At 55.3% G+C, this 25,497-nt stretch carries 26 protein-coding genes and 4 tRNA genes; all 30 read right to left on the bottom strand.

Features of this window, described 5'->3' with window-relative positions; all coding sequences use genetic code 11:
- Position 1: 1 nt before the first annotated feature.
- The 30 genes from rpmC to birA all read right to left on the bottom strand — a co-directional run bounded on the left by rpmC (position 2) and on the right by birA (position 25,294).
- The gene (gene rpmC / locus UB23_RS00845; protein ID WP_008030901.1) at positions 2–193 is read right to left on the bottom strand and encodes a 50S ribosomal protein L29; all 192 of its coding nucleotides are present in this window, start codon (positions 191–193) and stop codon (positions 2–4) included.
- Positions 193–606 (bottom strand): 50S ribosomal protein L16, encoded by a 414-nt coding sequence (rplP, locus tag UB23_RS00840; RefSeq protein WP_045057467.1) that lies wholly within the window; start codon positions 604–606, stop codon positions 193–195. The genes rpmC and rplP overlap by 1 nt, the downstream gene beginning before the upstream one ends.
- Before the next feature lie 12 nt (positions 607–618).
- The gene (rpsC, locus tag UB23_RS00835; RefSeq protein WP_003176422.1) at positions 619–1,305 is read right to left on the bottom strand and encodes a 30S ribosomal protein S3; all 687 of its coding nucleotides are present in this window, start codon (positions 1,303–1,305) and stop codon (positions 619–621) included.
- 13 nt (positions 1,306–1,318) lie between these two features.
- Complete coding sequence (gene rplV / locus UB23_RS00830) at positions 1,319–1,651, bottom strand: 50S ribosomal protein L22 (protein WP_003103908.1); 333 nt, start codon at positions 1,649–1,651, stop codon at positions 1,319–1,321.
- An 11-nt stretch (positions 1,652–1,662) separates the two neighbouring features.
- Complete coding sequence (rpsS, locus tag UB23_RS00825) at positions 1,663–1,938, bottom strand: 30S ribosomal protein S19 (RefSeq protein WP_003232420.1); 276 nt, start codon at positions 1,936–1,938, stop codon at positions 1,663–1,665.
- A gap of 16 nt (positions 1,939–1,954) precedes the next feature.
- On the bottom strand, positions 1,955–2,779 hold the full coding sequence (gene rplB / locus UB23_RS00820; RefSeq protein WP_045057466.1) for a 50S ribosomal protein L2: 825 nt from the start codon (positions 2,777–2,779) through the stop codon (positions 1,955–1,957).
- A gap of 14 nt (positions 2,780–2,793) precedes the next feature.
- A complete protein-coding gene (gene rplW / locus UB23_RS00815; RefSeq protein ID WP_002555488.1) occupies positions 2,794–3,093 on the bottom strand; it encodes a 50S ribosomal protein L23 in 300 nt (99 codons plus the stop codon).
- The gene (rplD, locus tag UB23_RS00810; protein WP_007896707.1) at positions 3,090–3,692 is read right to left on the bottom strand and encodes a 50S ribosomal protein L4; all 603 of its coding nucleotides are present in this window, start codon (positions 3,690–3,692) and stop codon (positions 3,090–3,092) included. The genes rplW and rplD overlap by 4 nt, the downstream gene beginning before the upstream one ends.
- A gap of 12 nt (positions 3,693–3,704) precedes the next feature.
- A complete protein-coding gene (gene rplC, locus UB23_RS00805) occupies positions 3,705–4,340 on the bottom strand; it encodes a 50S ribosomal protein L3 (protein WP_027898301.1) in 636 nt (211 codons plus the stop codon).
- An 80-nt stretch (positions 4,341–4,420) separates the two neighbouring features.
- On the bottom strand, positions 4,421–4,732 hold the full coding sequence (gene rpsJ, locus UB23_RS00800; RefSeq protein ID WP_003186070.1) for a 30S ribosomal protein S10: 312 nt from the start codon (positions 4,730–4,732) through the stop codon (positions 4,421–4,423).
- Positions 4,733–4,873: 141 nt separating this feature from the next.
- Complete coding sequence (tuf, locus tag UB23_RS00795; protein ID WP_008145495.1) at positions 4,874–6,067, bottom strand: elongation factor Tu; 1,194 nt, start codon at positions 6,065–6,067, stop codon at positions 4,874–4,876.
- 31 nt (positions 6,068–6,098) lie between these two features.
- Positions 6,099–8,204, bottom strand: a complete 2,106-nt coding sequence (fusA, locus tag UB23_RS00790) for an elongation factor G (RefSeq protein ID WP_045057465.1) — start codon at positions 8,202–8,204, stop codon at positions 6,099–6,101.
- Between the two features lie 30 nt (positions 8,205–8,234).
- The gene (gene rpsG, locus UB23_RS00785) at positions 8,235–8,705 is read right to left on the bottom strand and encodes a 30S ribosomal protein S7 (protein ID WP_002555493.1); all 471 of its coding nucleotides are present in this window, start codon (positions 8,703–8,705) and stop codon (positions 8,235–8,237) included.
- Between the two features lie 117 nt (positions 8,706–8,822).
- Positions 8,823–9,194 (bottom strand): 30S ribosomal protein S12, encoded by a 372-nt coding sequence (rpsL, locus tag UB23_RS00780; protein WP_002555494.1) that lies wholly within the window; start codon positions 9,192–9,194, stop codon positions 8,823–8,825.
- A 216-nt stretch (positions 9,195–9,410) separates the two neighbouring features.
- Positions 9,411–13,610, bottom strand: a complete 4,200-nt coding sequence (gene rpoC / locus UB23_RS00775; protein WP_045057464.1) for a DNA-directed RNA polymerase subunit beta' — start codon at positions 13,608–13,610, stop codon at positions 9,411–9,413.
- 64 nt (positions 13,611–13,674) lie between these two features.
- Positions 13,675–17,748, bottom strand: coding sequence for a DNA-directed RNA polymerase subunit beta (gene rpoB / locus UB23_RS00770; RefSeq protein ID WP_045057463.1), 4,074 nt, complete (start codon positions 17,746–17,748; stop codon positions 13,675–13,677).
- A gap of 220 nt (positions 17,749–17,968) precedes the next feature.
- A complete protein-coding gene (gene rplL / locus UB23_RS00765; protein WP_008145490.1) occupies positions 17,969–18,334 on the bottom strand; it encodes a 50S ribosomal protein L7/L12 in 366 nt (121 codons plus the stop codon).
- Positions 18,335–18,414: 80 nt separating this feature from the next.
- A complete protein-coding gene (gene rplJ, locus UB23_RS00760; protein WP_045057462.1) occupies positions 18,415–18,915 on the bottom strand; it encodes a 50S ribosomal protein L10 in 501 nt (166 codons plus the stop codon).
- Positions 18,916–19,113: 198 nt separating this feature from the next.
- Positions 19,114–19,809 (bottom strand): 50S ribosomal protein L1, encoded by a 696-nt coding sequence (gene rplA, locus UB23_RS00755; RefSeq protein ID WP_007896626.1) that lies wholly within the window; start codon positions 19,807–19,809, stop codon positions 19,114–19,116.
- The gene (rplK, locus tag UB23_RS00750; protein WP_003210097.1) at positions 19,809–20,240 is read right to left on the bottom strand and encodes a 50S ribosomal protein L11; all 432 of its coding nucleotides are present in this window, start codon (positions 20,238–20,240) and stop codon (positions 19,809–19,811) included. The genes rplA and rplK overlap by 1 nt, the downstream gene beginning before the upstream one ends.
- A 117-nt stretch (positions 20,241–20,357) precedes the next feature.
- Complete coding sequence (gene nusG, locus UB23_RS00745) at positions 20,358–20,891, bottom strand: transcription termination/antitermination protein NusG (RefSeq protein ID WP_007896622.1); 534 nt, start codon at positions 20,889–20,891, stop codon at positions 20,358–20,360.
- Between the two features lie 9 nt (positions 20,892–20,900).
- Positions 20,901–21,269, bottom strand: coding sequence for a preprotein translocase subunit SecE (gene secE / locus UB23_RS00740; protein WP_009045851.1), 369 nt, complete (start codon positions 21,267–21,269; stop codon positions 20,901–20,903).
- Positions 21,270–21,314: 45 nt separating this feature from the next.
- Positions 21,315–21,390, bottom strand: a tRNA-Trp gene (locus tag UB23_RS00735).
- Positions 21,391–21,443: 53 nt separating this feature from the next.
- Positions 21,444–22,637, bottom strand: a complete 1,194-nt coding sequence (gene tuf, locus UB23_RS00730; protein ID WP_007896619.1) for an elongation factor Tu — start codon at positions 22,635–22,637, stop codon at positions 21,444–21,446.
- Between the two features lie 84 nt (positions 22,638–22,721).
- Positions 22,722–22,797 (bottom strand) — tRNA-Thr (locus tag UB23_RS00725).
- Between the two features lie 26 nt (positions 22,798–22,823).
- A tRNA-Gly gene (locus UB23_RS00720) sits at positions 22,824–22,897 on the bottom strand.
- 23 nt (positions 22,898–22,920) lie between these two features.
- A tRNA-Tyr gene (locus UB23_RS00715) sits at positions 22,921–23,005 on the bottom strand.
- A 142-nt stretch (positions 23,006–23,147) separates the two neighbouring features.
- The gene (locus UB23_RS00710) at positions 23,148–23,588 is read right to left on the bottom strand and encodes a hypothetical protein (protein WP_045057461.1); all 441 of its coding nucleotides are present in this window, start codon (positions 23,586–23,588) and stop codon (positions 23,148–23,150) included.
- Positions 23,589–23,595: 7 nt separating this feature from the next.
- Positions 23,596–24,345, bottom strand: coding sequence for a pantothenate kinase (locus tag UB23_RS00705; RefSeq protein WP_045057460.1), 750 nt, complete (start codon positions 24,343–24,345; stop codon positions 23,596–23,598).
- Positions 24,335–25,294 carry a bifunctional biotin--[acetyl-CoA-carboxylase] ligase/biotin operon repressor BirA gene (birA, locus tag UB23_RS00700; RefSeq protein ID WP_045057459.1) on the bottom strand — a complete coding sequence of 320 codons (960 nt, stop codon included), beginning with the start codon at positions 25,292–25,294 and terminating at the stop codon, positions 24,335–24,337. Before birA ends, UB23_RS00705 begins: the two co-directional genes overlap by 11 nt.
- Positions 25,295–25,497: the final 203 nt, after the last annotated feature.

Here is a 25,497-nt window from a genome sequence, read left to right as displayed (position 1 = left end):
ATTACTTACCTGCCTGCTGTTTGAGCACAGTCTTCACGCGAGCGATGTCACGCTTAACTTGCCGGAGCAGGTGAGACTGCCCCAACTGGCCAGTTGCTTTCTGCATGCGCAGATTGAACTGGTCGCGCAGCAGGCCGAGCAGTTGCTCGTTAAGCTGCGGCGCGTCTTTTTCACGAAGTTCGTTCGCTTTCATCACATCACCGTCCGTTTAACGAAGGCGGTGGCGAGCGGCAGCTTTGCAGCAGCCAAGGCAAATGCCTCACGCGCCAGCTCTTCAGTAACACCCTCGATTTCATACAGGACTTTGCCTGGCTGAATCTGGGCAACCCAGTACTCCACAGAACCCTTACCTTTACCCATCCGAACTTCGAGGGGCTTTTTGGAGATCGGCTTGTCCGGGAATACACGGATCCAGATCTTGCCGCCACGTTTAACGTGACGGGTCAGTGCACGACGCGCTGACTCGATCTGACGAGCGGTGAGACGACCACGAGCTACAGACTTCAGCGCATATTCGCCGAAGCTGACTTTGCTACCGCGCTGAGCCAAGCCACGGTTGTGGCCAGTCATCTGCTTGCGGAACTTCGTACGCTTTGGTTGCAACATTTGGCGTACCCCTTACTTAGCAGCTTTTTTACGAGGCGCTGGTGCTTGTGGTTTCAGTTCTTCTTGGCGACCACCAATTACTTCGCCTTTGAAGATCCAAACCTTTACACCGATCACACCGTAAGTGGTGTGAGCTTCGTAGTTGGCATAGTCGATGTCGGCACGCAGGGTGTGCAGTGGCACACGACCTTCGCGATACCATTCAGTACGTGCGATTTCAGCACCGCCGAGACGACCGCTCACTTGGATTTTGATGCCTTTGGCACCAATGCGCATGGCGTTCTGTACAGCGCGCTTCATAGCGCGACGGAACATTACGCGACGCTCCAGCTGCTGAGCTACGCTCTGCGCAACCAACATACCGTCGAGCTCCGGCTTGCGGATTTCTTCGATATTGATGTGCACAGGCACACCCATTTGCTTGGTCAGGTCCTGACGCAGTTTCTCAACATCTTCACCTTTCTTCCCGATAACGATACCTGGACGAGCGGTGTGGATGGTGATACGTGCTGTTTGAGCCGGACGATGGATATCGATACGGCTTACGGACGCGCTTTTTAGTTTGTCTTGGAGATACTCACGCACCTTCAGATCAGCGAACAAATAGTCCGCATAAGTCCGACCGTCTGCGTACCAGACGGAGGTGTGCTCCTTGACGATTCCCAGGCGAATGCCAATGGGATGTACTTTCTGACCCATCTCTTCGACTCCGTTACTTGTCAGCAACCTTGACAGTGATATGGCAAGACCGCTTGACGATGCGATCAGCACGGCCTTTGGCACGTGGCATGATTCGCTTCAGCGAACGCCCTTCGTTGACGAAAACGGTGCTGACTTTAAGGTCATCAACGTCTGCGCCTTCGTTATGCTCGGCGTTGGCTACGGCCGACTCCAGCACTTTCTTCATGATCTCGGCGGCTTTCTTACTGCTGAAAGCCAACAGGTTGAGCGCTTCGCCCACCTTCTTCCCGCGGATCTGGTCGGCGACCAAGCGGGCTTTCTGGGCGGAGATTCGAGCGCCCGACAACTTAGCGGCTACTTCCATTTCCTAACCCCTTAACGCTTGGCTTTCTTGTCTGCCACGTGCCCACGGTAAGTGCGGGTACCGGCAAACTCGCCTAGTTTGTGGCCGACCATGTCTTCGTTAACGAGAACTGGGACGTGGAGACGACCGTTGTGTACAGCGATGGTCAGACCGACCATTTGTGGCAGGATCATCGAACGACGCGACCAGGTTTTAACTGGTTTGCGATCGTTCTTTTCCGCCGCCACTTCGATCTTCTTCAGTAGGTGAAGATCAATAAAAGGACCTTTTTTCAGAGAACGTGGCACTGTCGTATCCCTCTATTTACTTGCGACGACGGACGATCATTTTGTCGGTACGCTTATTACCACGAGTCTTCGCGCCCTTAGTCGGGAAGCCCCATGGCGATACCGGATGACGACCACCAGAGGTACGACCTTCACCACCACCATGTGGGTGGTCAACCGGGTTCATGGCAACACCACGAACGGTTGGGCGAACGCCACGCCAGCGTTTGGCACCAGCTTTACCCAGCGAACGCAGGCTGTGCTCGGAGTTCGAGACTTCACCCAGGGTCGCGCGGCATTCAGCCAGCACTTTACGCATCTCACCAGAACGCAGACGCAGGGTCACGTAGACACCTTCACGAGCGATCAGCTGAGCCGAAGCACCAGCGGAACGAGCGATTTGCGCGCCTTTACCTGGCTTCAATTCGATGCCGTGTACGGTACTACCAACTGGAATGCTGCGCAGTTGCAACTGGTTGCCCGGCTTGATCGGAGCCAAAGCACCCGAAATCAGCTGGTCGCCAGCGCTCACGCCTTTAGGGGCGATGATGTAACGGCGTTCGCCGTCTGCGTACAACATAAGAGCAATGTGAGCAGTACGGTTTGGATCGTATTCGATACGCTCGACAGTGGCTGGAATGCCATCTTTGTCGTTGCGACGGAAATCGACCAGACGATAATGCTGCTTATGGCCACCACCGATGTGACGAGTGGTAATACGACCATTGTTGTTACGACCACCAGTCTTCGATTTTTTCTCGAGCAGCGGTGCGTGAGGAGCGCCTTTATGCAGCTCCTGGTTGACCACCTTGACCACATGACGGCGGCCAGGGGAAGTCGGTTTGCATTTAACGATTGCCATGATGCACCCCTTCCTTACTCAGCACTGCTGCTGAAATCGAGATCTTGGCCTGGCTGAAGGGAGATAACTGCCTTCTTCCAGTCATTACGCTTGCCCAGACCGCGAGCAGTGCGCTTGCTCTTACCCAGAACATTCAGGGTAGTAACACGCTCTACTTTCACGCTGAACAGGCTTTCGACGGCCTTCTTGATTTCCAGCTTGGTTGCGTCAGTTGCAACCTTGAAAACGAACTGGCCTTTCTTGTCAGCCAGAACCGTAGCCTTCTCGGAAACGTGCGGGCCAAGCAGAACTTTAAATACGCGTTCCTGGTTCATCCCAGCAGCTCCTCGAATTTCTTCACGGCCGACACGGTGATCAACACCTTGTCGTATGCGATCAGACTAACTGGATCGGAACCTTGCACGTCACGTACATCAACGTGTGGCAGGTTGCGAGCAGCCAGGTACAGGTTCTGATCAACCACTTCAGACACGATCAAGACGTCAGTCAGGCCCATGCCGGTCAGTTTGTTCAGCAGATCTTTGGTCTTCGGTGCATCAACAGCGAAGTCCTGAACCACAACCAGACGATCAGTACGCACCAGCTCAGCAAGGATGGAACGCATTGCTGCGCGATACATCTTCTTGTTCAGCTTCTGGGTGTGATCCTGAGGACGAGCTGCGAAAGTGGTACCGCCGCCACGCCAGATTGGGCTACGGATAGTACCGGCACGCGCGCGGCCAGTACCTTTCTGACGCCATGGGCGCTTACCGCCACCACGAACGTCGGAACGGGTCTTTTGCTGCTTGCTACCTTGACGGCCGCCGGCCATGTAGGCCACGACTGCTTGGTGAACCAGCGTCTCGTTGAATTCGCCGCCAAATGTCAGTTCGGAAACTTCGATCGCTTGAGCGTCATTTACATTTAATTGCATGTCAGCTTCCCCTTAACCGCGAGCCTTGGCTGCTGGACGTACAACCAAGTTGCCGCCAGTAGCGCCAGGAACAGCGCCCTTGACCAACAACAGATTGCGTTCAGCGTCCACGCGCACTACTTCGAGGGACTGCACGGTCACGCGCTCAGCGCCCATATGACCGGACATTTTTTTGCCCTTGAATACACGACCAGGAGTCTGGCACTGGCCGATAGAGCCTGGAACGCGGTGGGACACGGAGTTACCGTGGGTATTATCTTGCCCGCGGAAGTTCCAACGCTTGATCGTACCCTGGAAGCCTTTACCTTTGGACTGACCGGTTACATCAACCAGTTGACCAGCGGCGAAGATTTCAGCGTTGATCAGATCGCCGGCCTGGTACTCGCCTTCTTCAAGGCGGAATTCCATTACGGCACGACCAGCGGCAACGTTCGCTTTAGCGAAGTGGCCAGCCTGAGCAGCTGTAACACGCGAAGCACGACGCTCGCCTACAGTGACTTGCACTGCACGATAGCCATCGGTTTCTTCAGTTTTGAACTGGGTGACGCGATTCGGCTCGATCTCAATGACCGTGACCGGAATGGAGACACCTTCTTCGGTGAAAATACGGGTCATACCGCATTTACGACCGACTACACCAATAGTCATGTTGTAAACCTCATGAGTGTACGGGGCTTTCACCCGCTATGGCCGCCCATTTCAGAGCGTTACACGACTAAGACCGAGTCTTAGCCGAGGCTGATCTGCACTTCCACACCGGCCGCAAGATCAAGCTTCATAAGAGCATCAACGGTTTTATCCGTTGGCTGGACGATGTCCAGTACGCGCTTATGAGTACGGATCTCGTACTGGTCACGCGCGTCTTTGTTGACGTGCGGGGAGACCAGAACGGTGAACCGCTCTTTACGGGTAGGCAGTGGAATTGGACCACGCACTTGAGCACCAGTACGTTTCGCGGTTTCCACGATTTCCTGGGTGGATTGGTCGATCAGGCGATGGTCAAAAGCCTTCAACCTGATACGGATTTGCTGATTTTGCATTGGATTTCAGACTCCGGCTGCTATTCCCAGCGAGCGCAATACGCCCGTTAAAAGGAGGCGCAATTCTATAGACGGGCTACCACAGTGTCAACCCAATAAAAAAGCCCCCGCTAGGCGGGGGCTTTTTCAAGTCATCACTTATTAAGCGATGATTTTGGCTACGACGCCAGCGCCGACGGTACGACCGCCTTCACGAATGGCGAAACGCAGACCATCTTCCATTGCGATGGTTTTGATCAGGGTGACAACCATTTTGATGTTGTCGCCTGGCATTACCATTTCAACGCCTTCCGGCAGTTCGCAGTTACCGGTCACGTCAGTGGTCCGGAAGTAGAACTGTGGACGGTAGCCTTTGAAGAACGGAGTGTGACGACCGCCTTCTTCTTTGCTCAACACGTACACTTCAGCTTCGAAGGTAGTGTGCGGCTTAACCGAACCTGGCTTGACCAGAACCTGGCCACGCTCAACGTCGTCACGCTTGGTGCCGCGCAGCAGCACGCCGCAGTTCTCGCCAGCACGACCTTCGTCGAGCAGCTTACGGAACATTTCAACACCGGTGCAGGTGGTGACGGTAGTGTCACGCAGACCAACGATTTCCAGTGGATCCTGAACCTTGACGATACCGCGCTCGATACGGCCAGTTACAACAGTACCGCGACCGGAGATCGAGAATACGTCTTCGATTGGCATCAGGAACGGCTTGTCGATAACACGGACTGGATCTGGGATGTAGCTGTCCAGAGTCTCAACCAGTTTACGAACGGCAGTGGTGCCCATTTCGTTGTCGTCTTGGCCGTTCAGAGCCATCAGAGCGGAACCGATGATGATCGGGGTGTCGTCGCCTGGGAAGTCGTAAGTGCTCAGCAGATCGCGCACTTCCATCTCAACCAGTTCCAGCAGCTCAGCGTCGTCTACCATGTCAGCCTTGTTCAGGAAGACAACGATGTACGGAACGCCAACCTGACGGGACAGCAGGATGTGCTCACGGGTTTGTGGCATCGGACCATCAGCGGCCGAGCAAACCAGGATAGCGCCGTCCATCTGCGCAGCACCGGTGATCATGTTCTTCACATAGTCAGCGTGACCTGGGCAGTCAACGTGAGCGTAGTGACGGATCAGCGAGTTGTATTCAACGTGCGCGGTGTTGATGGTGATACCACGAGCCTTTTCTTCCGGAGCGCTGTCGATCTTGTCGAAAGCAACAACGGCCGAACCGAAAACTTCGGAGCAGACGCGAGTCAGAGCAGCGGTCAGCGTGGTTTTACCGTGGTCGACGTGACCGATGGTGCCAACGTTGACGTGCGGGAGGGTACGGTCAAATTTTTCTTTAGCCACGACAATTAACTCCTAGCCTAAAGGGGCTGAATCAGCCTTGTTTTTTGGTAACGGTTTCGACGATGTGCGACGGAGCCGTATTGTATTTTTTGAATTCCATAGAGTAGCTTGCGCGACCTTGGGACATGGAGCGAACGTCGGTTGCGTAACCGAACATCTCACCCAACGGAACCTCGGCACGAATAACTTTGCCGGAAACCGTATCTTCCATACCCAGGATCATGCCGCGACGACGGTTAAGGTCGCCCATCACGTCACCCATATAGTCTTCAGGTGTAACAACCTCTACCGCCATGATCGGCTCAAGCAGCTCACCACCGCCCTTCTGGGCCAGTTGCTTGGTCGCCATGGATGCAGCCACCTTAAACGCCATCTCGTTGGAGTCGACGTCGTGGTAGGAACCATCAAACACAGTAGCCTTCAGGCCGATCAGCGGATAGCCGGCAACAACGCCGTTCTTCATCTGCTCTTCGATGCCCTTCTGGATAGCCGGGATGTATTCCTTAGGAACCACACCACCCACTACTTCGTTCACGAATTGCAGACCTTCCTGACCTTCGTCAGCAGGAGCAAAACGGATCCAGCAGTGGCCGAACTGACCACGACCGCCGGACTGACGAACGAACTTGCCTTCGATTTCACAGTTCTTCGTGATGCGCTCACGATAGGAAACCTGAGGCTTACCGATGTTGGCTTCGACGTTGAACTCACGGCGCATCCGGTCAACCAGGATGTCCAGGTGCAACTCGCCCATGCCGGAGATGATCGTTTGACCAGTCTCTTCATCAGTCTTGACGCGGAAAGATGGATCTTCCTGAGCAAGCTTGCCCAGAGCGATACCCATTTTTTCCTGGTCATCCTTGGTCTTAGGCTCAACGGCAACCGAAATAACCGGCTCCGGGAAGTCCATGCGAACCAGGATGATTGGCTTGTCAGCGCTGCACAAGGTTTCGCCAGTGGTGACGTCCTTCATGCCGATCAAGGCCGCGATGTCACCAGCGCGTACTTCCTTGATTTCTTCACGGGCGTTTGCGTGCATTTGCACCATACGACCCACGCGCTCTTTCTTGCCCTTAACCGAGTTGATCACGCCGTCGCCGGATGCCAACACGCCCGAGTAAACACGGACGAAAGTCAAGGTACCCACGAATGGGTCGGTAGCGATTTTGAAAGCCAGAGCCGAGAACGGCTCGCTGTCATCTGCGTGACGTTCCATCTGCTTTTCCTCGTCATCAGGGTCAGTACCCTTGATGGCAGGAATATCAGTTGGAGCAGGCAGGTAATCGATAACGGCGTCGAGAACCAGGGGAACGCCCTTGTTCTTGAAGGAAGAACCGCAAACAGCCAGGACGATTTCGCCAGCGATAGTACGCTGACGCAGAGCGGCCTTGATTTCCGCGTTGGTGAGTTCTTCACCTTCGAGGTACTTGTTCATCAGCTCTTCGCTGGCTTCGGCCGCAGCCTCAACCATGTTGCCGCGCCACTCGTCAGCCAATTCCTGCAATTCAGCAGGGATAGGCTCGCGACGTGGAGTCATGCCTTTGTCAGCGTCGTTCCAGTAAACAGCTTCCATAGCGATCAGATCGATCTGACCCTGGAAGTTGTCTTCGGAACCGATGGCCAATTGGATTGGCACCGGAGTGTGACCCAGACGCTGTTTGATCTGACCGATCACGCGCAGGAAGTTGGCACCAGCACGGTCCATCTTGTTTACGTAAACAAGACGTGGAACGCCGTACTTGTTGGCTTGACGCCATACGGTTTCCGACTGAGGCTCAACACCCGAGGTGCCGCAGAACACAACGACCGCGCCGTCGAGAACACGCAGGGAACGTTCAACTTCAATAGTGAAGTCTACGTGACCCGGGGTGTCGATGACGTTGAAGCGGTATTGGTCCTTGTGCTGCTTCTCGGAACCCTGCCAGAAGGCGGTAATGGCAGCAGAAGTAATGGTAATACCACGCTCCTGCTCCTGAACCATCCAGTCTGTGGTCGCGGCGCCGTCATGCACCTCGCCCATTTTGTGACTTTTGCCAGTGTAAAAAAGGACGCGCTCGGTGGTGGTGGTTTTACCAGCATCCACGTGAGCAACGATACCAATGTTACGGTAGCGATTAATCGGTGTTGTACGAGCCATAAAGCCCTCGCAAAATTAGTGACGCTAAAATTAGAAGCGGTAGTGCGAGAAAGCTTTGTTAGCTTCAGCCATACGGTGCACGTCTTCACGCTTCTTAACTGCAGCACCTTTACCTTCGGCAGCGTCCAACAGTTCGCCAGCCAAACGCAGAGCCATAGACTTCTCGCCGCGCTTGCGGGCGAAGTCTACCAACCAGCGCATTGCCAGGGCGTTACGACGGGACGGACGAACTTCAACCGGAACCTGGTAAGTAGCACCGCCTACACGGCGCGACTTCACTTCGACCAGCGGAGCGATGGCGTCGAGAGCTTTCTCGAAGATTTCCAGGGGGTCGCTGTTCTTGCGTTCTTTAACCTTTTCCAGCGCGCCATAAACGATACGCTCGGCAACAGCTTTCTTGCCGCTTTCCATAACGTGGTTCATGAACTTGGCCAGGATTTGGCTTCCGTATTTTGGATCGTCAAGCACTTCGCGCTTGGCTGCTACGCGTCTTCTTGGCATGGATAAGCCCTCAAACGGTCTTCAGGTTCGCTCGGAATCGGTGCCCTTTCGGGACGCCTCCGACCTTACTCTTATCGACTCAGAAAAATAGAAAATCAGTTTTACAAAAAGCCGCTACTACTTAGGCTTCTTGGTACCGTACTTCGAACGACCCTGGTTACGACCTTTAACGCCGGAAGTATCCAGAGAGCCGCGTACGGTGTGGTAACGAACACCTGGCAAGTCTTTTACACGACCGCCGCGGATCAGTACCACGCTGTGCTCTTGCAGGTTGTGGCCTTCACCGCCGATGTACGAGGAAACCTCGAAACCGTTGGTCAGGCGCACACGGCATACTTTACGCAGTGCCGAGTTAGGTTTTTTCGGCGTGGTGGTATACACACGGGTGCATACGCCACGACGTTGCGGGCAGTTCTGCAGCGCAGGCACGTCGGATTTCTCGACGATACGCTTACGCGGCTGACGTACCAGCTGGTTGATAGTTGCCATCTACTAGCTCCACTGTTGTCTTGCGACGCTATTGTCTTGCAAGAAAAGCAAAATGGCAGGAACGAATTCCCGCCAAATTTAGGGGTACAAGAGTCTAAAGAGGATCTTGTCCCCAGTCAAGGCAAGGCCCCGACCTCCCCGCTCATCCAATCTCGACAATTTGTCTCGATTCGACGAACGGAGCGACCAGGGCCTCACACTCATTTATCGCAGAACTCAGTTACCGCTAGAGTTCAGCGCTTCGGTCAGTGCAGCTTCCACTTCACTGGCGCTTACGCGCAACGGCTTGTCAGCTTCACGACGACGCTTGCGCTCGCTGTGGTAAGCCAGGCCGGTACCCGCCGGGATCAGACGACCCACGACCACGTTTTCTTTCAGGCCGCGCAGGTAATCGCGCTTGCCGGTTACCGCCGCTTCGGTCAGTACACGAGTGGTTTCCTGGAAGGAAGCCGCCGAGATGAACGATTCGGTGGACAACGACGCCTTGGTGATACCCAGCAACACACGAGTGAACTTGGAAACGAATTTCTCGTCGCCAGCCAGACGCTCGTTCTCTACCAGAACGTGAGTCAACTCCATCTGGTCGCCCTTGATGAAAGTCGAGTCGCCGGATTCAGCGATTTCAACTTTACGCAGCATCTGACGCAGGATGGTCTCGATGTGCTTATCGTTGATCTTCACGCCTTGCAGACGATAAACGTCCTGGATCTCGTTCACGATGTACTTGGCCAGCGCACTCACACCCAGCAGACGCAGGATGTCGTGTGGATCGCTCGGGCCGTCGGAGATAACTTCGCCGCGGTTTACCTGTTCGCCTTCGAAGACGTTCAGGTGACGCCACTTCGGAATCAGCTCTTCGTACGGATCGGTACCGTCGTTCGGGGTAATGACCAGACGGCGTTTGCCTTTGGTCTCTTTACCGAACGCGATGGTGCCGCTGACTTCAGCCAGGATCGAGGCTTCTTTCGGACGACGTGCTTCGAACAAGTCGGCAACACGTGGCAGACCACCGGTGATGTCACGGGTCTTCGAAGTCTCTTGCGGGATACGAGCGATAACGTCACCGATCGCAATCTTCGCACCATCCGCCACACCGACCAGGGCGTTGGCTGGCAGGAAGTACTGAGCGATAACGTCAGTGCCTGGCAGCAACAAGTCCTTGCCGTTGTCATCAACCATCTTCACAGCAGGACGGATATCTTTACCGGCAGCTGGACGGTCTTTGGCGTCGAGTACTTCAATGTTGGTCATACCGGTCAATTCGTCAGTCTGACGCTTGATCGTGATGCCTTCTTCCATGCCCACGTAGGTCACGGTACCTTTCATTTCGGTAACGATTGGGTGAGTGTGCGGATCCCACTTGGCCACGATTGCGCCAGCGTCGACCTTGTCACCTTCTTTAACCGAAATCACGGCACCGTACGGCAGCTTGTAGCGCTCGCGCTCACGACCGAAGTCATCAGCGATTGCCAGCTCACCGGAACGGGACACAGCTACCAGGCAGCCATCCACTCGCTCAACGTGCTTCAGGTTGTGCAGACGGACGGTACCGCCATTCTTCACCTGAACGCTGTCAGCAGCGGAGGTCCGGCTTGCCGCACCACCGATGTGGAACGTACGCATGGTCAGCTGGGTACCCGGCTCACCGATGGACTGGGCAGCGATAACGCCGACCGCTTCACCGATGTTCACCTGGTGACCACGAGCCAGATCACGGCCGTAGCACTTGGCGCAAATGCCATAGCGGGTTTCGCAGCTGATCGGCGAACGCACGATCACTTCGTCGATGCTGTTCAGCTCGATGAACTCGACCCACTTCTCGTCTACCAGGGTGCCGGCAGGAACGATAACTTCCTCGGTACCTGGCTTGAATACGTCACGGGCAATGACACGACCCAATACGCGTTCACCCAACGGCTCAACAACGTCACCGCCTTCAATGTGCGGAGTCATTACCAGGCCATGTTCGGTGCCGCAATCGATCTCGGTCACAACCAGATCCTGCGCCACGTCTACCAGACGACGAGTCAGGTAACCGGAGTTCGCAGTTTTCAACGCGGTATCCGCCAAACCTTTACGAGCACCGTGAGTGGAGATGAAGTACTGAAGTACGCTCAAACCTTCACGGAAGTTCGCAGTAATCGGCGTTTCAATGATGGAACCATCCGGCTTGGCCATCAGGCCACGCATACCGGCGAGCTGACGGATCTGCGCAGCAGAACCCCGTGCACCCGAGTCGGCCATCATATACATCGAGTTGAAGGACTCTTGGTCGACTTCGACGCCATGACGGTCGATGACTTTCTCTTTCGAGAGGTTGGCCATCATCGCCTTGGAAACTTCGTCGTTCGCCTTGGACCAAAGGTCGATCACTTTGTTGTACTTCTCGCCCTGGGTTACCAGGCCGGAGGCGTACTGACTTTCGATCTCTTTCACTTCATCAGTAGCAGCATTGATGATGCGGGCTTTTTCATCCGGGATAACGAAGTCGTTAACACCGATGGAAACGCCGGAAATGGTCGAATAGGCAAAACCGGTGTACATCAACTGGTCAGCGAAGATCACGGTCTCTTTCAAACCAACCACGCGGTAGCACTGGTTGATCAGCTTGGAGATCGCTTTTTTCTTCATCGGCTGGTTGACGACATCGTACGACAGGCCAGGTGGAACAACCTGGAACAACAGCGCACGGCCGACAGTGGTGTCGACGATACGGGTGTTCTTGACGCTGCCGCCATCACGGTCGTTAACGGTTTCGTGGATCCGCACTTTGACCTTGGCGTGCAGTGCGGCTTCGCCGGCACGGAACACACGGTCAACTTCCTGCAGATCCGCGAACACACGACCTTCGCCCTTGGCGTTGATCGCCTCACGAGTCATGTAGTACAGACCCAATACAACGTCCTGCGACGGAACGATGATTGGCTCACCGTTGGCTGGCGACAGAATGTTGTTGGTCGACATCATCAACGCACGCGCTTCCAACTGGGCTTCCAGCGTCAGCGGTACGTGCACGGCCATTTGGTCGCCGTCGAAGTCGGCGTTGTACGCAGCACAGACCAGAGGGTGCAGCTGGATAGCCTTACCTTCGATCAGTACCGGTTCAAACGCCTGGATACCCAGACGGTGAAGGGTCGGTGCACGGTTGAGGAGAACCGGGTGTTCACGGATCACTTCAGCGAGAACGTCCCAAACCTCAGGCAGCTCGCGCTCGACCATCTTCTTGGCAGCTTTGATGGTGGTAGCGAGACCACGCATTTCCAGCTTGCCGAAAATGAACGGCTTGAACAGCTCGAGAGCCATTTTCTTCGGCAGACCGCACTGGTGCAGACGCAGGGTCGGACCTACGGTAATTACCGAACGACCGGAGTAGTCAACACGCTTACCGAGCAAGTTCTGACGGAAACGACCCTGCTTACCCTTGATCATGTCAGCCAGGGATTTCAGAGGACGCTTGTTCGAACCGGTGATAGCGCGGCCACGACGACCGTTGTCGAGCAGTGCATCGACAGCTTCCTGCAACATACGCTTTTCGTTGCGCACGATGATGTCCGGAGCGGACAGATCAAGCAGGCGCTTCAAACGGTTGTTACGGTTGATCACTCGACGATACAGATCGTTGAGGTCGGAAGTCGCGAAGCGACCGCCATCCAGCGGGACCAGTGGACGCAGATCTGGCGGCAGAACCGGCAGAACGGTCAGCACCATCCATTCTGGAAGGTTGCCGGAACCCTGGAAGGCTTCCATCAACTTCAGACGCTTGGACAGTTTCTTGATCTTGGTTTCGGAGTTGGTTTGCGGAATTTCTTCACGCAGGCGGCCAATCTCGTGCTCCAGGTCGATAGCGTGCAGCAGTTCACGGACAGCTTCGGCACCCATGCGGGCATCGAAATCGTCGCCGAACTCTTCCAGCGCTTCGAAGTACTGCTCGTCGTTGAGCAGCTGACCTTTTTCAAGGGTGGTCATGCCTGGATCGATAACGACATAGCTCTCGAAGTAGAGAACGCGTTCGATATCACGCAGGGTCATGTCCATCAGCAAACCGATACGCGACGGCAGCGATTTCAGGAACCAGATGTGGGCCACCGGGGACGCAAGCTCGATGTGCGCCATGCGCTCACGACGAACCTTGGCCAGCGCGACTTCAACGCCGCACTTCTCGCAGATCACACCACGGTGCTTCAAGCGCTTGTACTTACCGCACAGGCACTCGTAATCCTTTACCGGGCCAAAGATCTTGGCGCAGAACAGGCCGTCACGTTCAGGTTTGAACGTACGGTAGTTGATGGTTTCCGGCTTTTTAACTTCACCGAACGACCACGAACGGATCATCTCAGGCGATGCCAATCCAATACGGATGGCGTCGAACTCTTCGACTTGACCCTGGTTTTTCAGCAAATTCAGTAGGTCTTTCAAGGCCTTTCCTCCTGGCGGAGCAGAGAGCGGGCAATCCTGCCCCGCTCTCGATTCGCGTCACGTGTTATTCGGTTTCCAGATCGATATCGATGCCGAGGGAACGAATTTCCTTGATCAACACGTTGAAGGACTCGGGCATGCCCGGCTCCATACGGTGATCGCCATCCACGATGTTTTTGTACATCTTGGTACGGCCGTTCACATCGTCCGACTTCACTGTGAGCATTTCTTGCAGAGTGTAAGCAGCACCGTATGCTTCCAGTGCCCAGACCTCCATCTCCCCGAAACGCTGACCACCGAACTGTGCCTTACCACCCAGCGGCTGCTGGGTAACCAGGCTGTACGAACCGGTAGAACGAGCGTGCATCTTGTCGTCTACCAAGTGGTTCAGCTTCAGCATGTACATGTAGCCAACAGTAACCGGGCGCTCGAACTTGTTGCCGGTACGGCCGTCGGTCAGCTGCATCTGGCCGCTTTCTGGCAGGTCTGCCAGTTTCAGCATGGCCTTGATTTCGCTTTCCTTGGCGCCGTCGAACACTGGAGTGGCCATTGGAACGCCGCCGCGCAGGTTCTTCGCCAGATCCAGGATTTCCTGGTCGGAGAAGCTGTCCAGGTCTTCGTTACGACCGCCGATCTGGTTGTAGATCTCGTCGAGGAAGGTGCGAAGTTCAGCAACTTTACGCTGCTCTTCGATCATCCGGTTGATCTTCTCGCCCAGACCTTTGGCCGCGAGGCCCAGATGGGTTTCGAGGATCTGACCAACGTTCATACGCGAAGGTACGCCCAACGGGTTGAGGACGACGTCGACCGGGGTGCCATTGGCATCGTGCGGCATGTCTTCAACCGGCATGATCACGGAGACCACACCTTTGTTACCGTGACGACCGGCCATCTTGTCGCCCGGCTGAATGCGGCGACGGATTGCCAGGTAAACCTTGACGATTTTCAGCACGCCTGGAGCCAGGTCATCGCCCTGCTGCAGTTTGCGCTTCTTGTCTTCGAACTTGTCGTCCAGCAGACGGCGACGATCAACGATGTAGGCCTGAGCCTTCTCGAGCTGCTCGTTCAGAGCATCTTCAGCCATGCGCAGTTTGAACCACTGACCATGCTCAAGACCGTCGAGTACTTCGTCGGTGATGTCCTGACCTTTCTTCAGACCAGCGCCGCCTTCAGCCTTGTGGCCTACCAGGGCGGAGCGCAGACGTTCGAAAGTCGCGCCTTCAACGATACGGAACTCTTCGTTCAGATCCTTGCGGATCTCGTCGAGCTGAGTCTTCTCGATGGACAGTGCACGAGCATCACGCTCAACGCCGTCACGAGTGAAGACCTGTACGTCGATGACGGTACCCTTGGTGCCGGTAGGCACACGCAGGGAGGTGTCTTTAACGTCGCTGGCTTTTTCACCGAAGATCGCACGCAGCAGTTTTTCTTCCGGGGTCAGTTGGGTCTCGCCTTTCGGAGTGACCTTACCTACCAGAATGTCGCCTGCGCCTACTTCAGCACCTACGTAAACGATACCGGCTTCGTCCAGCTTGTTCAGTGCAGCTTCACCCACGTTCGGGATGTCTGCAGTGATTTCCTCTGGCCCAAGCTTGGTGTCACGTGCCACACAGGTCAGTTCCTGAATGTGGATCGTGGTGAAGCGGTCTTCCTGAACAACACGCTCGGACAGGCAGATGGAGTCTTCGAAGTTGTAACCGTTCCAGGCCATGAACGCGATGCGCATGTTCTGACCCAGCGCCAGTTCACCCATGTCGGTGGACGGACCGTCAGCCATGATGTCGCTGCGCTGAACCCGATCACCCTTACGTACCAGCGGACGCTGGTTGATGCAGGTGTTCTGGTTGGAGCGGGTGTATTTGGTCAGGTTGTAGATGTCGACACCAGCTTCGCCGGTTTCAACTTCGTCATCAGCAACACGAACCACGATACGGCTGGCATCAACGGAGTCGATCACGCCGCCACGACGAGCCACGACGCAAACGCCGGAGTCACGGGCTACGTTACGCTCCATGCCGGTACCGACCAGCGGCTTGTCAGCGCGCAGGGTTGGTACAGCTTGACGCTGCATGTTCGAACCCATCAACGCACGGTTGGCGTCATCGTGCTCGAGGAACGGGATCAGCGACGCTGCAACCGAAACTACCTGCTTCGGCGAAACGTCCATCAAGGTGACGTCTTCCGGCGCCTTGACGGTGAACTCGTTCAAGTGACGAACAGCTACCAATTCGTCGACCAGCATTTTCTTGTCGTTCATCGTGGCCGAAGCCTGAGCGATCACGTGATCAGCTTCTTCGATGGCGGACAGGAACACGATCTCGTCAGTGACCAGAGCGTCTTTCACCACACGGTACGGGCTTTCGAGGAAGCCGTACTGGTTGGTGCGCGCATAGGCGGCCAGGGAGTTGATCAGACCGATGTTCGGACCTTCCGGCGTTTCAATCGGGCATACACGACCGTAGTGAGTCGGGTGTACGTCACGAACTTCAAAGCCGGCACGCTCACGAGTCAGACCGCCAGGGCCGAGTGCAGACACACGACGCTTGTGGGTAATCTCGGACAGCGGGTTGTTCTGGTCCATGAACTGGGACAGCTGGCTGGAACCGAAGAACTCTTTCACCGCCGCAGCCACAGGCTTGGCGTTGATCAGGTCTTGCGGCATCAGGCCTTCGCTTTCAGCCATCGACAGACGCTCTTTGACCGCACGCTCAACACGTACCAGGCCAACGCGGAACTGGTTCTCGGCCATTTCGCCAACGCAGCGAACACGACGGTTACCCAGGTGGTCGATGTCATCGACGATGCCTTTACCGTTACGGATGTCGACCAGAGTCTTCAGAACCGCGACGATATCTTCCTTGCACAACACGCCCGAACCTTCGATCTCGGTACGACCGATACGACGGTTGAACTTCATCCGGCCGACCGCAGACAGGTCATAGCGCTCAGGGCTGAAGAACAGGTTGTTGAACAGGGTCTCGGCAGCATCCTTGGTTGGCGGCTCGCCTGGACGCATCATGCGATAGATCTCGACCAGCGCTTCCAATTGGTTGCTGGTGGAGTCGATCTTCAGGGTGTCGGAGACGAACGGACCGCAGTCGATATCGTTGGTGTACAGAGTTTCGATGCGAACAACCTGGGCCTTGGCAATTTTTGCCAGGATCTCGGTGTTCAACTCGGTGTTGCACTCTGCCAGGATTTCGCCGGTTGCCGGATGCACGATGGCCTTGGCGGTAGTGCGACCCAGGACGTAGTCCAGAGGCACTTCCAGGGTCTTGAGACCGGCTTTTTCGATCTGGTTGATGTGGCGCGCAGTAATACGGCGACCCGCTTCAACGATGACCTTGCCCTTCTCGTCCTGAATATCAAGAACAGCGATTTCACCACGCAGACGCGAAGCAATCAGTTCCAGACTGAGGGTTTCGCCGCTCAGGTGGAAAACGTTGGTGGTGTAGAACGCGTCGAGCACTTCTTCAGTGGTATAGCCGAGCGCGCGCAGCAGTACCGATGCAGGCAGCTTGCGACGACGGTCGATACGCACGAATACGCAGTCTTTCGGGTCGAACTCGAAGTCCAGCCACGAACCGCGGTAAGGAATGATGCGCGCGGAGTACAGCAGTTTGCCGGAGCTATGCGTCTTGCCGCGGTCGTGGTCGAAGAACACGCCCGGGGAACGGTGCAGCTGGGAAACGATTACACGCTCGGTACCGTTGATTACGAAGGTACCGTTTTCAGTCATCAGGGGGATTTCACCCATGTAGACTTCTTGCTCTTTGATGTCCTTGATCGCTTTGTTCGACGATTCTTTGTCGAAAATGATCAGGCGCACTTTTACCCGCAAAGGTACGGCGTAAGTCACACCGCGCAATACGCATTCTTTGACATCAAATGCCGGTTCGCCCAGGCGATAACCGACGTACTCCAGCGCAGCATTGCCGGAGTAGCTGATGATCGGGAAAACGGATTTGAAGGCCGCATGCAGGCCCACGTCGCGGAACTGATCTTTAGTCGCTCCCGCCTGCAAGAATTCACGATACGAATCCAGCTGGATTGCCAGGAGATACGGCACATCCATGACGTCCGGCAACTTGCTAAAGTCCTTGCGGATACGTTTTTTCTCAGTATATGAGTAAGCCATCAGCGTTCCCCAGCTTGGTCACCTGCTTGTTTGGCCCCTCCCGACGGGAGCAGCCAGAAAATCGTGCAAACCCCATGGTTTGCGCCACCGCATCGGGTGGTTACAGCTCGTTACCAGCACCGACCCAGTCGGTTGCCAATAACGGAAAAAGGCCGGTGGCAAGAGCCACCAGCCATCAGCCTTTCGCTTAACGCTCGGGCTGGAGACGCAAGGTCGATGCTTACTTCAGCTCGACTTTAGCGCCTGCTTCTTCCAGAGTGGCTTTAGCTTTGTCAGCTGCATCTTTCGATACGGCTTCCAGAACAACGCCAGGAGCGCCGTCAACTACTGCCTTGGCTTCTTTCAGGCCCAGACCGGTCAGTTCACGTACTGCCTTGATCACGTTAACTTTCTTCTCGCCAGCTTCCAGCAGCATGACGTTGAATTCAGTTTGTTCTTCAACAACGGCAGCAACAGCAGCTGGACCAGCGGAAGCAGCGGCAGCGGAAACGCCGAACTTCTCTTCCATGGCCTTGATCAGCTCAACGATTTCCAGAACGGATTTTTCGCCGATTGCTTCGATGATTTGGTCGTTAGTCAGAGACATGACTATAAATTCCTGTATTGGGGTGACAGCCTACGCGGCCATCGAAATAAACAATAAACGCTGAAAGGAGTCGCTTAGCCTTAGGCTGCAGCTGCTTCTTTCTGGTCGCGAAGTGCCGCCAGAGTACGAGCCAATTTGCTGGTTGCGCCTTGAATCACGCTCATCAGCTGAGAAATTGCTTCGTCACGGGTCGGCAGGCTTGCCAGTACGTCGATCTGATTAGCTGCGAGGAACTTGCCCTCGAACGCAGCTGCCTTGATCTCGAACTTATCCTGACCTTTTGCGAATTCCTTGAAAATACGAGCAGCAGCGCCCGGATGATCTTTGGAGAATGCAATCAAGGTCGGGCCAGTGAACACGTCGTTGAGCACGTCATATGGAGTGCCAGCAACGGCGCGCTTGAGCAGGGTGTTACGTACAACACGTACGTAAACGCCAGCTTCACGAGCCTCTTTACGGAGTCCGGTCATAGCGCCAACTGTCACGCCGCGGGCATCAGCCACAACAGCAGACAGGGCAACTTGGGCAGCCTCGTTGACTTCAGCGACGATGGCCTTCTTGTCTTCGAGTTTAATTGCCACGGGTTTAACTCCTGCTTGTTACCGTTTCATCCAACCGAGGCCGGATGTCGTTTTGGTGTCTGATTCGGTAAGGAACCGGGAGCACCATCTGCGTAGGCTTGAGGTTTAAGACTTGCGTCGCCTACGGTCTTGGATAGCCCCCGCCAGGCAGGGACCCCAATCTTTCAATTGGCGCAATCACTTGCGCCAACCTGTGTCTTACGCGTCGAGCGACCCTTGGTCGATGACCAGACCTGGGCCCATAGTGGTGCTCAGGGTAACGCGCTTGACGTAAATGCCTTTCGAGGAAGCTGGCTTGATACGCTTCAGATCAGCGATCAGGGCTTCAACGTTTTCCTTCAGCTTGACGGCGTCGAAGCCGACTTTGCCAACGGAAGTGTGGATGATGCCGTTTTTGTCGGTGCGATAACGAACCTGACCAGCCTTGGCGTTTTTAACCGCGGTAGCTACGTCTGGTGTTACGGTGCCGACTTTAGGGTTAGGCATCAGGCCACGTGGACCGAGGATCTGACCCAACTGACCAACAACGCGCATTGCATCCGGGGATGCGATAACAACGTCATAGTTCAGGTCGCCGCCTTTCATTTCGGCAGCCAGGTCGTCCATACCTACACGGTCAGCGCCGGCAGCCAGAGCGGCCTCAGCAGCTGGACCCTGGGTGAACACAGCTACGCGAACGGTCTTGCCAGTACCGTGCGGCAGCACAGTAGCGCTACGAACGACCTGGTCGGATTTACGCGGGTCAACGCCCAGGTTCACAGCAACGTCGAACGACTCGCTGAACTTGACAGTCGACAGCTCAGCCAGCAGAGCAGCAGCGTCTACAAAGTTGTAGGACTTGCCTGCTTCGATTTTGCCGGCGATAGCCTTTTGACGCTTGGTCAACTTAGCCATTACACACCCTCCACGTTAAGGCCCATGCTACGAGCAGAACCGGCGATAGTGCGCACGGCCGCATCCATATCAGCTGCAGTCAGATCCGCGTTTTTGGTTTTCGCGATTTCTTCCAGCTGAGCACGAGTCACGGTGCCAACCTTAACGGTGTTCGGACGAGCGGAACCGCTAGTCAGACCAGCCGCCTTCTTCAGCAGAACCGAAGCAGGAGTGGATTTGGTTTCGAAAGTGAAGCTACGGTCGCTGTAGACAGTGATGATCACTGGAGTCGGCAGGCCTGGCTCAATACCCTGGGTACGGGCGTTGAAAGCTTTGCAGAATTCCATGATGTTCACGCCGTGCTGACCCAGTGCAGGACCAACAGGTGGGCTTGGGTTAGCCTGAGCGGCCTTCACTTGCAGCTTGATGTAAGCGGTAATCTTCTTGGCCATGAGGCACTCCAATTACGGGTTCAAACGCCTCGAAAGGCTCCCCGGTTACTTGCGCGTTTATCCCAGTGACGACAAAACCCCACAGCCTAAGGCTGCGGGGTTGGGATGCTTGCCCAGCTAGACCTTTTCGACCTGGCTGAACTCTAGCTCTACCGGAGTAGAGCGACCGAAAATGAGCACTGCCACTTGGATCCGGCTCTTTTCGTAGTTAACTTCTTCGACCGTGCCAGTAAAATCAGCAAACGGCCCGTCGTTGACCCGTACCGACTCGCCTGGCTCGAACAACGTCTTCGGCTTCGGCTTGTCGCTACCATCAGCAACGCGACGCAGAATCGCTTCTGCCTCTTTATCGGTGATCGGCGCAGGTTTATCAGCAGTACCGCCGATGAAACCCATCACCCGAGGAGTATCCTTGACCAAGTGCCAAGTACCCTCGTTCATGTCCATCTGGACCAGCACATAACCTGGGAAGAACTTGCGCTCGCTTTTGCGTTTCTGGCCATTACGCATTTCAACCACTTCTTCAGTGGGAACCAGAATTTCGCCGAAGCCATCTTCCATGCCAGCCAGCTTTACGCGCTCTACCAACGAGCGCATGACATGCTTCTCGTAACCGGAGTAAGCATGCACAACGTACCAACGCTTAGCCACGGGACACCCTTAGCCGACAATCAAGGAAACAAGCCAGCCGAGCAGGGAATCAAGACCCCACAACAGCAACGCCATAACCAGAACAACAGCCACTACGATCAACGTGGTCTGTGTGGTTTCTTGGCGAGTTGGCCATACGACTTTACGAATCTCAGTGCGAGCTTCCTTTACCAGTACAAAGAAAGACTTGCCCTTAGCTGTCTGCAGGCCTACAAAGGCAGCTACAGCAGCAATGGCAAGCAGTGCCAGTACGCGGTACAGGATCGGCGAAGCAGAGTAATACTGATTGCCAACAACGCCAACAACCACCAAAGCGACTACTACTAGCCACTTGAGCAGATCGAAGCGAGAGCCTTGAGCTTCAGCTTTAGGAGTCATCTATGAAGATCCTGTGAAAAGAAAGCCAAACCCACCAAGTGAATCTGGCAGGTCAGGAGGGAATCGAACCCCCAACCTACGGTTTTGGAGACCGTCGCTCTGCCAATTGAGCTACTGACCTAAAACAAAATCAGGCCGACCATTATGCCGGCCTGAAAAAGACATTACAACAACTTACTCGATGACTTTTGCCACGACACCCGCGCCGACGGTACGACCGCCCTCACGAATAGCGAAACGCAGACCATCTTCCATCGCGATGGTTTTGATCAGGGTAACGGTCATCTGAACGTTATCACCCGGCATAACCATCTCAACTCCTTCTGGCAGCTCGCAGTTACCAGTCACATCAGTCGTACGGAAGTAGAACTGTGGACGGTAGCCTTTGAAGAACGGCGTATGACGACCACCTTCTTCCTTGCTCAGAACATAAACTTCAGCTGTGAACTTGGTATGCGGCTTGACGGTGCCGGGCTTGACCAATACCTGGCCACGCTCAACATCATCACGCTTGGTACCACGCAGCAATACGCCGCAGTTCTCACCTGCACGACCTTCGTCGAGCAGCTTGCGAAACATCTCTACACCCGTGCACGTAGTCTTGACCGTGTCACGCAGACCAACGATCTCAACTTCTTCCTGGATGCGAACAATGCCACGCTCAACACGACCAGTCACAACAGTACCGCGACCGGAGATCGAGAACACGTCCTCGATCGGCATCAGGAACGGCTTATCAATAGCACGCTCAGGCTGCGGAATGTAGCTATCCAGAGTCTCGACCAGCTTCTTGACGGCAGTGGTGCCCATCTCGTTGTCGTCTTGACCATTCAACGCCATCAGCGCCGAACCAATGATGATTGGAGTGTCATCACCTGGGAAATCGTAGGTGCTCAACAGGTCTCGCACTTCCATTTCAACCAACTCAAGCAGCTCCGCGTCATCTACCATGTCAGCCTTGTTCAGGAAGACAACGATGTACGGAACGCCTACCTGGCGCGACAGGAGAATGTGCTCACGGGTTTGCGGCATCGGACCATCAGCGGCCGAGCAAACCAGAATCGCACCATCCATCTGTGCAGCACCGGTGATCATGTTTTTTACGTAGTCGGCGTGACCAGGGCAGTCAACGTGTGCGTAGTGACGCACGGCCGAATCGTACTCAACGTGAGCGGTGTTGATGGTAATACCACGAGCTTTTTCTTCTGGGGCGCTATCGATCTTGTCGAAGTCAACCTTTGCCGAACCGAACACTTCGGAGCAGACGCGGGTCAAGGCTGCAGTCAGAGTAGTTTTGCCGTGATCGACGTGACCAATGGTGCCTACGTTGACGTGCGGCTTATTACGTTCGAACTTTTCCTTAGCCATCGAAATCACCCTCAGGAGAAGAATGTTACAAGTCAAACAAGCCATTAAAACAAAGGCAGATATTTTCATATCTGCCTTGTTATATGGAGCTCTTGAGCGGATTTGAACCGCTGACCTCACCCTTACCAAGGGTGTGCTCTACCAACTGAGCTACAAGAGCGTAACACTGTGCAAGATCTGCAAACGTGGAGCGGGTAGCGGGAATCGAACCCGCATCATCAGCTTGGAAGGCTGAGGTTCTACCACTAAACTATACCCGCGAGCTTGCAACTCTCGCTAAAAATGGTGGAGGGGGAAGGATTCGAACCTTCGAAGTCGTAGACGTCAGATTTACAGTCTGATCCCTTTGGCCGCTCGGGAACCCCTCCTAAGCGAGCCGGCATTCTATATCATGCCAGCCTTCTGTCAAGCATTTTCTCATTAAAAACCTGAGGTTAGCTGCGTTGACCTCGTTCCGCTGCGTTGACCTTTAAAGGTCTTCACTGCGAAGCGGGCGCCATTCTATGCAAACTAATCCGCCTGTGCAACCCCCTCGCACGGCATTATTTTATGTTTTAACTCATTGAATTCTCTGGAAAGGTTTTGCAACTGCACATCATCCAGCCAGCGTCGGCTTTCAGGTGCGATCCGCACCCAGTAACCAGGCGCATCCGGGAGGTCGCGCGGCAAGGCCTGGAACTTGATCTCCATGCCAGTCAATCTTCGCTCGACGGCCTGAGCCACGTCCTGCCGCGAATAGCCGCCTACATACAGGCACCCGCTATCAGGCTGAACAGCCTTGGCCTTGTCCCGCGCGGCGTCGGTGGATTCGCTCAGCAGGCGAATATCCTGCTGCGAACCACGATACAGGCTCAAAGGCGTCACATCCTTGGCGCGCAAGGGGGCTTCTTGTTGATGCCAGATGTAATAGAAAACATTGAGCACTAGCAGTAGCAGGAACAACCAACGCATAAATACCTCAACTCAAAGGGCACGCCATCGCCAGGCCCACAAACACCAGATCTGGAACCACGCGGGCTTCAGGGACGACGCCCGAGACAAGACTTGCGTCCCCACCCGTGAGAAAAACCACAAAGTCTTCACCCCAGTAACTGCGCGCCATCTCCAATTGCGTAAGCACGAATCCCCTGAGCATCAACGAGCAGCCGCGCTCTACCGCTTCGACGGTGGTGCGACCAGGAGCAAGGCTTTCCAACGCGCGCTCGGCTGCGATGTCGCCATACCGTATCTTGCGCGTGTGGGTGCGCAGCTGATTGCGCATCAAGGGCATCCCCGGACAGATGAAGCCACCGAGATGCTCGCCGTCGCTGTCTATAAAGTCAGCGGTAACGGCTGTACCGAAGTCGAGCACAAGACACGAGCCCGACGCCAGATGGAATCCACCCAGCATCGCCAGCCAACGGTCGAGCCCCAAGCGCTCGTATTCTTCATAGCCGTTACGAACACCGGACATTTCGCGAGAGGGCGCAGCGCAGGCAACTGACACGCCATAAGCACTCTTGAGCAAGGCGGTCAATGCACCGGTTTCTTCGGTGGTCCTGACGCTTACCAGCCGGCAATAGGTCAATGACAGGCTCACGATGGCATTCAGGCTCTCGAGCAACGCCAGATCCGAGTCAACGACCCCCTCTCCGACCGTCATACCGCCGCCCACACCCAGCACGCGCCATTTGATAAAACTGTTTCCGCAGTCGAGCTCAAGAATCATCACGCAACCTCAGGCTGAGCTCACCACCGCTAAAGACTTTTTCCACACCACCCACCTTCAAGCGCAAAGCACCTTGTTTATCGATACCCAGCACTTCGCCATCTATCTGGTTGACCCCGGCAATCAGCGATACGGCGCGCCCCTGCCACAGATGATTCTGCTCCCACTCCGACTGGATGGCAGCAAACCCATCGGTCTGATGACGGTGCAAATAACCCTGCAGCTTCAAACCCAGGGCTGCGACGAGATGGTTGCGATCGAACACCTTGCCGGTCTCGAGACGCATCGACGTCCATTGCTGATCAACCTCATCAGTCATCTGCATGTTTACATTGATTCCAACGCCTAGCACTACGTGGCATACGTCAGCGGGATCGCCCACCAGCTCCAGAAGTATGCCGGCGATTTTTTTCTGCCCGACCAATACGTCGTTTGGCCATTTAAGACCTGCAGCCGAAACTCCGAGCTCACGCAGGGCCTGCATCACTGCCAGGCCTACAACCAGACTGAGTCCTTCCAGCTGCCGCATTCCACCGTCGATGCGCAACACAAGGCTGTAATAGACGTTTTCGGCAAAAGGGCTGACCCACTTGCGTCCGCGACGCCCTCGCCCGGCCGTCTGCCGTTCGGCAACCACCAGGAATGGTGCGGCCTGGCCACGCTCGATCGCGCGCAAGGCCTCGGCATTTGTCGAGTCTATGGAGTCAAAGACCAGGGTGGGCCATTCGCAGGAAGGAGCCGCCTCGCGGATGCTGACAGGGTCGAGCAGCGTCAATGGCGCAGCCAGTTGATAACCGCGACCGCGCACTTTGTGGATGGATAAGCCCAACTCAGCTTCCAGGAGCTGGAGCTGCTTCCAAACCGCACTACGACTGACACCCAGGGCGATGCCAAGGGCCTGGCCAGAATGGAACCGGCCATCCTTAAGAAGCTTCAACAACGTCAGCATGCAAGTCTCGCCTCACAATGAGGCCCGCATGATAGCCATGCACCGAGCGATTGCATAGAAACACGAAGGCCTGAACTTTCCTGCGGACAAAAACAAAACCCCTACCTGCATACGCAGATAGGGGTTTCGGAATTTAATCTTGACGATGACCTACTCTCACATGGGGAAACCCCACACTACCATCGGCGATGCATCGTTTCACT

It is taken from the genome of Pseudomonas sp. ES3-33, from assembly GCF_000952175.1.
In the GTDB taxonomy this organism is placed as follows: Bacteria; Pseudomonadota; Gammaproteobacteria; order Pseudomonadales; family Pseudomonadaceae; genus Aquipseudomonas; species Aquipseudomonas gregormendelii.
This window is presented reverse-complemented; position numbering and strand designations above follow the sequence as displayed.

Excerpts from the sequence above, each read along its gene's own strand:
- birA (WP_045057459.1), bottom strand. The coding sequence starts at position 25,294 with ATGCTGACGTTGTTGAAGCTTCTTAAGGATGGCCGGTTCCATTCTGGC.
- rplV (WP_003103908.1), bottom strand. The coding sequence starts at position 1,651 with ATGGAAGTAGCCGCTAAGTTGTCGGGCGCTCGAATCTCCGCCCAGAAA.
- rplK (WP_003210097.1), bottom strand. The coding sequence starts at position 20,240 with ATGGCCAAGAAGATTACCGCTTACATCAAGCTGCAAGTGAAGGCCGCT.
- rplD (WP_007896707.1), bottom strand. The coding sequence starts at position 3,692 with ATGCAATTAAATGTAAATGACGCTCAAGCGATCGAAGTTTCCGAACTG.
- rpoB (WP_045057463.1), bottom strand. The coding sequence starts at position 17,748 with ATGGCTTACTCATATACTGAGAAAAAACGTATCCGCAAGGACTTTAGC.
- rplL (WP_008145490.1), bottom strand. The coding sequence starts at position 18,334 with ATGTCTCTGACTAACGACCAAATCATCGAAGCAATCGGCGAAAAATCC.
- rplB (WP_045057466.1), bottom strand. The coding sequence starts at position 2,779 with ATGGCAATCGTTAAATGCAAACCGACTTCCCCTGGCCGCCGTCATGTG.
- rpsJ (WP_003186070.1), bottom strand. The coding sequence starts at position 4,732 with ATGCAAAATCAGCAAATCCGTATCAGGTTGAAGGCTTTTGACCATCGC.
- UB23_RS00705 (WP_045057460.1), bottom strand. The coding sequence starts at position 24,345 with ATGATTCTTGAGCTCGACTGCGGAAACAGTTTTATCAAATGGCGCGTG.
- secE (WP_009045851.1), bottom strand. The coding sequence starts at position 21,269 with ATGACTCCTAAAGCTGAAGCTCAAGGCTCTCGCTTCGATCTGCTCAAG.
- UB23_RS00710 (WP_045057461.1), bottom strand. The coding sequence starts at position 23,588 with ATGCGTTGGTTGTTCCTGCTACTGCTAGTGCTCAATGTTTTCTATTAC.
- rplW (WP_002555488.1), bottom strand. The coding sequence starts at position 3,093 with ATGAACCAGGAACGCGTATTTAAAGTTCTGCTTGGCCCGCACGTTTCC.
- rplA (WP_007896626.1), bottom strand. The coding sequence starts at position 19,809 with ATGGCTAAGTTGACCAAGCGTCAAAAGGCTATCGCCGGCAAAATCGAA.
- rpsC (WP_003176422.1), bottom strand. The coding sequence starts at position 1,305 with ATGGGTCAGAAAGTACATCCCATTGGCATTCGCCTGGGAATCGTCAAG.
- fusA (WP_045057465.1), bottom strand. The coding sequence starts at position 8,204 with ATGGCTCGTACAACACCGATTAATCGCTACCGTAACATTGGTATCGTT.
- rplP (WP_045057467.1), bottom strand. The coding sequence starts at position 606 with ATGTTGCAACCAAAGCGTACGAAGTTCCGCAAGCAGATGACTGGCCAC.
- rpsG (WP_002555493.1), bottom strand. The coding sequence starts at position 8,705 with ATGCCAAGAAGACGCGTAGCAGCCAAGCGCGAAGTGCTTGACGATCCA.
- tuf (WP_007896619.1), bottom strand. The coding sequence starts at position 22,637 with ATGGCTAAGGAAAAGTTCGAACGTAATAAGCCGCACGTCAACGTAGGC.
- rpsL (WP_002555494.1), bottom strand. The coding sequence starts at position 9,194 with ATGGCAACTATCAACCAGCTGGTACGTCAGCCGCGTAAGCGTATCGTC.
- rplC (WP_027898301.1), bottom strand. The coding sequence starts at position 4,340 with ATGACTATTGGTGTAGTCGGTCGTAAATGCGGTATGACCCGTATTTTC.
- rpmC (WP_008030901.1), bottom strand. The coding sequence starts at position 193 with ATGAAAGCGAACGAACTTCGTGAAAAAGACGCGCCGCAGCTTAACGAG.